This is a genomic window from Nostoc sp. (assembly GCF_036919595.1).
Lineage (GTDB): Bacteria > Cyanobacteriota > Cyanobacteriia > Cyanobacteriales > Nostocaceae > Nostoc.
On record NZ_JBALCO010000076.1, the window covers coordinates 56,419 to 65,534 of the forward strand.

Below are 9,116 nucleotides of genomic sequence, written 5' to 3' on the forward strand. Positions count from 1 at the left end.
CAACTTCACTTGATATTATTTTATCGATTGATTTCATCAGTAATCTTAACATTGAAGTTAGTGGATAAGCCTAGTTACCTTGTAGGCAGAACTTGAGTGGCAAAATTACTGTGTTTGATTTGGAAGATTTTTTTAACCTTTCATCTGATCTATTCTGTATAATCGGACAAGATGGTTTTTACCAGCAAGTGAATCCAGCATGGGAACAAGTGTTGGGATGGAAAGCGGAAAACTTAATCGGGCATCCGTGGCTGGGATTAGTGCATCCAGAGGATATCACAATCAGTCACTTGCCAACGGAACCACAGCAACAGTTGCACTGGGACAGTCGTTATCTTCATAAAGATGGTAGTTATCGGTGGTTGTGTTGGAGTTTATCAACTTCTCAAAAGGGACTCATTTATGCAGTAGGCAAAGACATCAGCCAACAACTGCGGCGAATAGAAGCGTTACAAACTGAACGGGAAAGCCTTTATAACCTACTCAATCAGTTACCAGCCTTTCTCTATCTGCAACCCAAGGATTACGGGGTGGGATTTTATAACCAACGCTTCCGTGAGGTATTTGGAGATCCCTCAGAGAAACGTTGTTATGAGGCGATCGCCGGATTAAAGCAACCTTGTCCTGAATGTCCCACCTTTCGCGTTTTTCACAGTAACGCTCCGCAACTCTGGGAATAGGTGGATAGTAAAACAGGCCGGGTATATCAGATTTATGATTATCCGTTCAAGGATATGAATGGTGAACCGATGGTTGTAGAAATGGGTTTAGATATTACTGCTGTCAAAAAAGCAGAGGCTGCTTTACGACAGCGAGAGCAGGAATTAAGTCTAAAAAATCAACAACTTCAAGAAACCCTTGAACAATTACAAAAGACCCAAGCACAACTAATTCAAACAGAGAAGATGTCTTCTCTGGGACAATTAGTGGCGGGTGTAGCTCACGAAATTAATAATCCGATTAACTTTATCAATGGCAATATCACTTATGCTAAAAAATACATCCAACAATTGCTAGAAATACTGCAACTTTACCAAAAAGAATATCCTCATCCAACACCAGTGATTCAGGAAGGAATAGAAGCGATCGAGTTAGATTTTGTGATTCAAGACCTACAAAAATTACTAGATACCATGCAAATGGGAAGTGATCGCATTCGCAACATTGTACTGTCGTTGCGGAATTTCTCACGACTGGATGAAGCAAAAATGAAAGCAGTAGATGTCCATAGCGGTATTGATAGTACGCTAATGATTCTGCAAAACCGCCTTGAAGCCAAGCCTGACAGTTCCCAAATCCAAATAATAAGCAAAAATTAGAACTGCCATACTGCTAAATAACGCCGGAATAGATGCTTTCTAACCTTTGCACCCCTGAGTAACTTTGTATAAATTCGTTATTTAGGCTCCGGGTTTGAAATAATCAAAGAGGCGATCGCCTGAATCTGCGCGAATTAATGCCACAACTACATCGGGTAAGGTGGCTAAACTGGGGTAAATCAAATAACGTGGTTCCCAATCGGGGCGGAACTTGTCTTTGTAGGAGTGCAGTCCCTTGAAATTGTAGAAGCGACTCAAATGTTGGTAAAGATAGTGCAATACTTTCTCCAAGCGGCGCGATTCTGGGTTGTCTCCAACTCCCGCAAAGGCAGAAAGACCGAAATTAAAGCTGTCGTAGCCACACTCTTTAAAATGCTGGAGTAAGGAAATAAATAGAAAGTCCATTGTGCCATTTTCGATGGACGGGCGGTGTCTCATCATGTCAATGGTCGCTTCGTTGAGTTGGTACTCCCGGATAATGTTGGCAAAGGCGCTAATTTCACCTTCGGGATTATGCATCACAGCAATCTCACACTCTCGCAGGTAAGCTTCGTCAAACCAACCTAAAGAAAAGTGTTTTTCTGAACCTTGTACCATCTTTAGCCATTCATCACTCACAGGTTTGAGTCGGTGCAATAAATCATTGGCGATGGGTGGTTGGTAAAAGTCGATTTGGTATCCTAGCTTAGTTAAACGATTGATTGATGGTCTAAAGTTTTTACCGGCTTTACCTTGTAAGGTAAAAGTTTTCAGGTCAACGATCGCTTCTTCTCCAATCTTGAGTACCTTAAACCCCAACGACTTGTAAAGCTGAATATCATCAGGCAAAGTCTGGTAAAAGGCAGGATACCAATCGTTGCGCTGGCAAAACTGCCAGAAAGCAATAATTGTCTCTTTGCGGTCTTCAATCGGGCCTATGGGATCTCCTAAGGCGATCGCACCCCGTCCTTTGGGAACATAAGCAATTACACTGTTACCAGTAGGACTAAAATAATAACTTTTATCATTTAATAAGGTCAACGCTGCTAAAGAAGAACGACCGTATTGCTCGACAATTTCTTTCGCTTTTTGCTGTTCCTTTGGGGTTGCTAAATTCCGCCAAAACACAGGTTGCAACAGCATTAATATTGCATATGTAATAGTAACCGCGGCAATAATATAGATGGAATTAGCAAAAAATTCTCCAAATCGACCCTTTGGTTGCAGTCCCCAATTATCCTCAGTGAAGAACATCGCTAAAGTCTGAAGTACAGCTTCACGCCAATTAAAATTCTCTGAAAATTTGCCGTCTAACAAGTAAAATCCAACAGTACCGTATGCCAGGGTAAATAATAAAGCACCTATTAGCACTCGAACTCCCCGTGCGATTGAAGGACGGTCTGATTTTGCTGTGAAAAAATGGCGCATCCAGATTAATTGCAGCAGCAAAACTCCAGAGAGGAGACTTTCTTCATAATCCAATCCCTTCAGCAAGTGGCTGAAAATGGAAATCACTAGTAAACCAATGGTAAGTAACCAGGCTATTCTTTTTCGCCGTAATAAGTTAGTAGCAAGTGTGAGTAAAACAAACCCAGTCAGCGCTGCAAATACATGACCAGTGGCACGAATTTCAAATGGTAAAAATTCCTTCAACCAGTGATTTCGCCCATATAGGTTAGGTGTCACTGCTGATAACAAATTTATTACTCCGACTAAACCTGTAAGGAAAGCTACACTCCAAAGTCCAATCTGAGTTTTTAAATTATTGGTCATTAGTCTAAAAGTATTAATTAGAAGTTAGGAGTTTTGGCTCTACCACTCTCTTTAGGGACTAAAATAATAAAGAAACTAGTTTTATCGGCTGTGTTACTTATACAGATTAAGTTTTGACGTTTTGAATTTTCTTCATAACACCCTAATTTTAATGTCGTAGCACAACCGGAGCGGTAGAACCTGATTTTTCAAATTTTAACTCTTAACTCTTAACTTTTTTAAATTGTTCCCCTACATACGAGAGCGAATCTTTAAGATGCTTGTGGAAGTAGTTCCAGCCTATATCAGGACCAGACAAACCATGACCTCCTGGAAACGCATAAAATACGTGAGCAATGCCTAAATTGTTTAAGGTTTCGTTGAAGGCTTTGGTAGAAGCCAGTAAATTAGTATCGTTCAGACCCGCATCCAGGTAAATACGCAATCGCTTTCTATCGTCAGGTGATAGCTGTTGCACGATTTGTTGGGGACTATTTTGTGAACCGCTATTATCAGTAAAGTAACCGCTATGACTAAACAGAATGTGGAAGTTGTTTAAATAGCGTAACCCGATATTAAAAGCCCCCCATCCCCCAGAAGAAAGACCTCCCAACGCCCAAAACTGGGGTTTTTCTAAAGTGCGGTAGCGCGACTTGACAACTTGTACTAATTCTAAACCAATTAAAGTCCCTATTTTACCATTCGGCCCATCAAAGTAATCAGGATCATACAAAGGACTAGAACCGCGATTATCATTACCATCAGGTGTAATCACAATCGATGGTGGTAATTTTCCATTTTTATAAAGCTTATGCAGTATGTCTAAGATTGCATATTTATCAGCGTAAGCACGGGCATCATCATGACCACCGTGTAGTAAGAATATCACGGGGTAGCGCTTTTGCTGATTTTTGTTATAACCAGGGGGCAAAATTACGCCGTAGTTACGGACTGTACCCATCGCTTGCGAGTTGAAGGTTGCTAATTGAACCTTTAGCCCAGTATTTGCTTGTTTTTGGGGTGGGTCTAGTTGCGGCGCACCTAAGATAAATACATAATAATAACCACTAGTGGTAAGGATAGCGATCGCTCCTGCCAAACTAATTAAAAACTTAGAAATTTTCATCTTCTTTTAGTTGGTAAAAAAGTTACCTCTATTCAAACTTACTTAGAGTTAATCTGCTACAATTTTATAGCGGAGTTTTAAATATTTACATTTCGATAAAATTGGATTATTTTTGAGTATTTTTAGCAGAGAAATCTAATTTTTCAGATTTATGTGCTATATCAGACAATCTAAATTGTTCGCCCACAAATGTCAAAGAATCGGCTAAATGTTTCCGCCAGTATTTCCAGGTATGACTACCAGGGAACTCACGAAATAGATTATAAATTTTTAGTTCGTTTAGGACTTTAGCAAATTGTTCGGCTTGGTCGATTTCTTCAATATCTGATTTACCTGAATCTAAGTATATCCGCAACCTTTTTTTAGCTTGTGAAGGAATGGTTTTAATATAAGTTATTGGACTATTAATTGGGCCGCTTTTATCCTGAAAATAACCACTATGACTAAATAAAATCGAGAAATGATCCGGGTTATGTAATCCTACATTGATTGCTCCCCAACCACCAGAAGATAAACCACCTATTGCCCAAAAATCTGGATTGGTTAGTGTCCGATAATGGCTTTGCACAACTTTTACTAACTCATCCCCCACCGCTGTAGAGACATTACCGTTAGGGCCATCAATATATTCAGGGTCCCGGTAGGGACTAGAGCCACGTTTGTCGTTGCCATCTGGTGTGATGATGATGCTGGGTGGCAACTTCCCTGTAGTATAAAGTTGTTCCACAGTCTTGAGAGCTTGTCCCTTGTTTTGAATAAACCAATCAGTGGGGTTACCATGTCCACCGTGGAGGAGAAAGATTACAGGATACCTTTGTTTCGGGTTTTGCCCATAGCCAGGGGGTAAAGAAACGCCGTAGGTACGACTTGCGCCCATTACTTGACTATCGTAAGTTTCAATTTTGTAACTTAGGAGAGTAGCTACGTCGCTAGCATTAGGTTGGGTTGGTGGCACAGAAGGCGTTGTTTGTAAATCTTGCTGTTGAGGTATTTTTGCTGCTACAGTTTGACGGTAATTACAGCCAACTAGAGTTAATACTGAAACTAGCAAGAGAATTTTAGATTGTTTGTAGTTCATCTTTGAAGGGTATGGGGCATTTGGCAGTTCGTACTGGCAATCAAAAGCTTATGCAAATAATATGTCAATGCTGTGTCAACCTAATGGAAACTTTACGACTGGTTGTAAATTAAAAGTCAAGAGTTAGGATAAGTTTCTTCACGATGCTTAAAAAGTTGCAACTCAATTTCAGCACCCTGTTCGGTTTATTGCTGCTGGTGCTTTCCCTGTGGGCGATCGCTAACGAATTGCGTGAGTATAATTATCGTGATATTCTCAACTCTCTAGCTGCTATTCCCAAAAGTCGCTTAAGCTGGGCAATTTGGCTGACAGCTTTGGGCTATCTGGTGATGATTGGGTACGATATCTTAGGTTTTAGCTATATTAATCGTTCCCTAAGTTGGAACAAGATTGCTTTAACCAACTTTATTAGCTCTGCGTTTAGTAATACGATCGGTTTTGCCCTGCTGACTGGCAGTGCTATCCGTTATCGATTTTATGCTAATTGGGGAGTATCAGCAGTAGCGATCGCTCAAGTAATTGCTTTTGCCAATTTTACTTTTTGGTTGGGGATGTTTGCCGTTGCAGGTTTGTTGTTCCTTGTCAACCCTTTGAAAATTCCCACTCAACTACATTTACTTTTTACCACTGTGCGTCCCATCGGGGTGATTTTTCTAATATTGGTAGCTATCTATTTGCTAGGAAGTATTCTTATTAAACAACCGTTAATAATTCGTGGACAGGAATTTCGATTTCCTTCTTTTAAAATATCCCTTGCACAGATAGCAATTTCAAGCTTTGACTGGATTTTGGCAGCGGCAGTTCTTTATGCTGTGCTTCCTGCTAATATATCTTTGTCCTATCTGGATTTTTTGGGAATCTACTTACTAGCGATGTTTGCAGGTGTTGTTAGTAATGTCCCTGGTGGTTTGGGAGTGTTTGAAACTATAATTTTGCTGATTCTCTCCTCAAAAGTTTCTGGTGCAGCAATTTTGGGTTCATTGCTGGCTTATCGGGGAGTCTACTATTTCTTACCTTTGCTAGTAGCAGCGGGTTTACTAGGACTTTATGAAATTAGATTGAGATCCGGTAATTTCAAAAATATCAATAAACTGTAAAGTCCCGTTTCAGTATGAACACGAACAACAAGATCCCCGACTTATGGAAGAAGTCGGGGATCTAAGACTTTCAATTAAGTAAAATCGGTAACTAATGTTAATTTTAAATACGGAATACTTCAGCGATATCTTCACAAATAGCGGCGGAAAATCATAATTTTTGCTGAGGCGATCGCTAATTTAATTCCATAAAGATAGTAGCAGTTAGTGGCAAATTTTGAATGAGATTTCCAGAAATCATCATCGAAATTCGGTTTTACTGATTGAGGATAGAAAAAATTATGAGAAACAGAGTATTGTTTGCCATGAAAATCAGGGAAGCTTGGGTAGGAACATTGACTCCCAGTGCTTTTGCTGCTTCACCCTATTATGTGGGACAAAAGGCTGAGGTTCTTTGGCAGGAAACATGGTATCCGGCAACAGTTCTTAATGTTAATGATGATCAGTGCTATATTACCTACGATGGTTATGATAGCTCCTGCGATGAATGGGTTGGATATTCACGCTTTCGGACATCATTTAAAACGGGAGATTCAGTAAGAATTTTGTGGAAGGGGATATGGTATCAAGGACAGGTTTTAGAAGTTAATAACAATCTTTATAAAATTACTTATGATGGCTACGATCGCTCTTGGGATGAGTGGGTTGAACCTTTCAGGGTAAGCAGATAGGGAATATTTCACTTTTATAAGTTGAGAGGGACGATTTCACCTGTAGAAGTTGTCCCTTAAATTGTTTTATAATTTCTTCTGCTATTTGCTCTCCATTAACTATTTAGAGACTTTTAGAGACTGTAGACTAAGAACCATAAGTAAAATCTCATCTATTTTGGCAAACTTATGGAGCCAGTATTACCGATAGCAGCTACGATCGCAACCTTGGTCATCACCAAAGCCTTTGAAAAAACTGGTGAAATCCTGGGCGAAACAGTTTTAAAGCAAGGCGGTAAATTATTCTTACTGCTGAAACGCAAAGAACCTAAGACGGCGAGTGCTATAGAACTGGCTCAAACACAACCGCTAGATTATCGTCAAGCTACTCTAGTTGAGCAGGTAGAAGAAGCGGCAAAGAAAGACCCTGAAATTGCTCAAGCTGTAGAGGCGGTAGCGGATGCTGTTAAATCTCAACCCTCTATTATCCAGAATTTTACGAACACAGTAGAGAAAAATTATGGCGGGAATGTTGGGAACGTTTCTAATGACAACCGCAATCAAACCTTTAACTTCTGACTACAGTCGCCTGAAGGGAAACGGGTAAAGTCAAATCCCCCTACTGGAATACCGCAAAATTTACCCCTGAGTGGGGTGGTGGAATTTGTCGGACGTGAGGAAGAATTGCAAAACCTCCATCAACTTTTGCAGGATAATAAACAAGTAGCCATTGCTGCGATCGCGGGGATGGGTGGAGTTGGTAAAACAGAACTCGCCCTGCAATATGCCATTCAGCAACGCGAAACATATAACGGCGGGCTTTGCTGGTTGCTGGCAAAAACTGGGGATGTGGGGATTCAAGTTGTGCAGTTTGCCAGAACGCAACTTGATTTAAAGCCCCCCGAAGATTTTGATATACTCGCGCAAGTGCAATATTGTTGGCGGCGTTGGCGTGAAGGTGATGTGCTGCTAGTGTTGGATGATATCACCGACTACGAGCAAGTTAAGCCTTACTTACAGTCGCTACCTTCTCGGTTTAAAGTGCTGATAACTACGCGCCAGAACTTGGGACGAGTAGCACAGTTATCTTTGGATGTGTTGCAACCAGAGGAAGCGCTGGAGTTATTAAGGTCTTTACTCAAAGAAACACCAGAGCGAATTGAGTCAGAATTAGCTTTAGCAAATCAGTTGTGTGAGTGGCTAGGATATTTACCTTTGGGTTTGGAATTAGTGGGGCGGTATCTGGCGCGTAAACAGGATTTATCTTTAGCAGAAATGTTGCGGCGGTTGGAGAACAAGCGACTTGATGAGCGTTCCCTCTCTAAATCTAAGTCGGAAGCCGACATGACAGCACAACGAGGTGTATTAGCAGCCTTTGAGTTGAATTGGCAAGAATTAGAGGATAGCGATAAACAACTGGGCTGTTTATTGAGTTTATTTGCCGCCGCACCCATACCTTGGAAGTTGGTGGAACAGTGTGTAATAGAGGAGTACGAGGGAGAGTTAGAGGAAATTAGAGACGATAGTTTGCTGAATCTGCATTTACTCCAGCGCAAAGGTGAGGGAATCTACCAACTGCATCCACTGCTACGGGAGTTTTTTCAATATAAGCTTACAGGTTTAGATCGGAAAGAGGAATTTAAGCGATCGCTTTGTCGGGTAATGGTAGCAGTTGTTAAAGATATTCCTCAAACTCCCACCCTTAAACAAATCACCGATGTCACACCTGCAATACCTCATTCAGCTGAAGTAGCGAAAAATCTCATTCAATATGTCAGTGATGATGATTTAATTTGGGCTTTCACCAGTAATGCTAAATTTTACAGTGGTCAAGGTTTATATAACCAAGCTTTACCTTGGTATGAGCAGTGTTTAGAAGTTATTAAAAAGCGCTTGGGAGAAGAACATCCAGATGTCGCACAAAGTCTCAACAACCTAGCGTTACTCTACTACTCCCAAGGCAGATACAGCGAAGCCGAACCGATTTACATCCAAGCTTTGGCACTCAGGCGCAAGCTGCTGGGAGAAGAACATCCAGATGTCGCACAAAGTCTCAACAACCTAGCGTTACTCTACTACTCCCAAGGCAGATACAGCGAAGCCGAACCGATTTAC

At 40.9% G+C, this 9,116-nt stretch carries 9 protein-coding genes; 6 read left to right on the forward strand and 3 right to left on the reverse strand.

Annotation, left to right across the window (positions count from 1 at the left end):
- Nucleotides 1–92: 92 nt before the first annotated feature.
- Together V7K21_RS10820 and V7K21_RS10825 are read left to right on the forward strand one after the other, a co-directional pair.
- Complete coding sequence (locus tag V7K21_RS10820) at nt 93–680, forward strand: PAS domain-containing protein (RefSeq protein WP_335174035.1); 588 nt, start codon at nt 93–95, stop codon at nt 678–680.
- Nucleotides 681–1,319, forward strand: coding sequence for a sensor histidine kinase (locus V7K21_RS10825; protein WP_442948867.1), 639 nt, complete (start codon nt 681–683; stop codon nt 1,317–1,319).
- Between the two features lie 81 nt (nt 1,320–1,400).
- Here V7K21_RS10825 and V7K21_RS10830 read toward each other — a convergent pair whose 3' ends face one another.
- The 3 genes from V7K21_RS10830 to V7K21_RS10840 all read right to left on the reverse strand — a co-directional run bounded on the left by V7K21_RS10830 (nt 1,401) and on the right by V7K21_RS10840 (nt 5,254).
- On the reverse strand, nt 1,401–3,071 hold the full coding sequence (locus V7K21_RS10830; protein ID WP_335174038.1) for a phosphatidylglycerol lysyltransferase domain-containing protein: 1,671 nt from the start codon (nt 3,069–3,071) through the stop codon (nt 1,401–1,403).
- 202 nt (nt 3,072–3,273) lie between these two features.
- On the reverse strand, nt 3,274–4,176 hold the full coding sequence (locus V7K21_RS10835) for an alpha/beta hydrolase (RefSeq protein WP_335174040.1): 903 nt from the start codon (nt 4,174–4,176) through the stop codon (nt 3,274–3,276).
- A gap of 106 nt (nt 4,177–4,282) precedes the next feature.
- A complete protein-coding gene (locus V7K21_RS10840) occupies nt 4,283–5,254 on the reverse strand; it encodes an alpha/beta hydrolase (protein WP_335174042.1) in 972 nt (323 codons plus the stop codon).
- Between the two features lie 143 nt (nt 5,255–5,397).
- Here V7K21_RS10840 and V7K21_RS10845 point away from each other — a divergent pair, with 143 nt between their 5' ends.
- The 4 genes from V7K21_RS10845 to V7K21_RS10860 all read left to right on the forward strand — a co-directional run.
- A complete protein-coding gene (locus V7K21_RS10845) occupies nt 5,398–6,351 on the forward strand; it encodes a lysylphosphatidylglycerol synthase domain-containing protein (protein WP_335174044.1) in 954 nt (317 codons plus the stop codon).
- A gap of 281 nt (nt 6,352–6,632) precedes the next feature.
- Nucleotides 6,633–7,022 carry an agenet domain-containing protein gene (locus V7K21_RS10850; RefSeq protein WP_335174046.1) on the forward strand — a complete coding sequence of 130 codons (390 nt, stop codon included), beginning with the start codon at nt 6,633–6,635 and terminating at the stop codon, nt 7,020–7,022.
- A gap of 168 nt (nt 7,023–7,190) precedes the next feature.
- A complete protein-coding gene (locus V7K21_RS10855) occupies nt 7,191–7,580 on the forward strand; it encodes a hypothetical protein (protein WP_335174048.1) in 390 nt (129 codons plus the stop codon).
- Between the two features lie 75 nt (nt 7,581–7,655).
- Nucleotides 7,656–9,116: tetratricopeptide repeat protein (locus V7K21_RS10860; protein WP_335174050.1), on the forward strand; the 1,461-nt coding region annotated here is incomplete at its 3' end.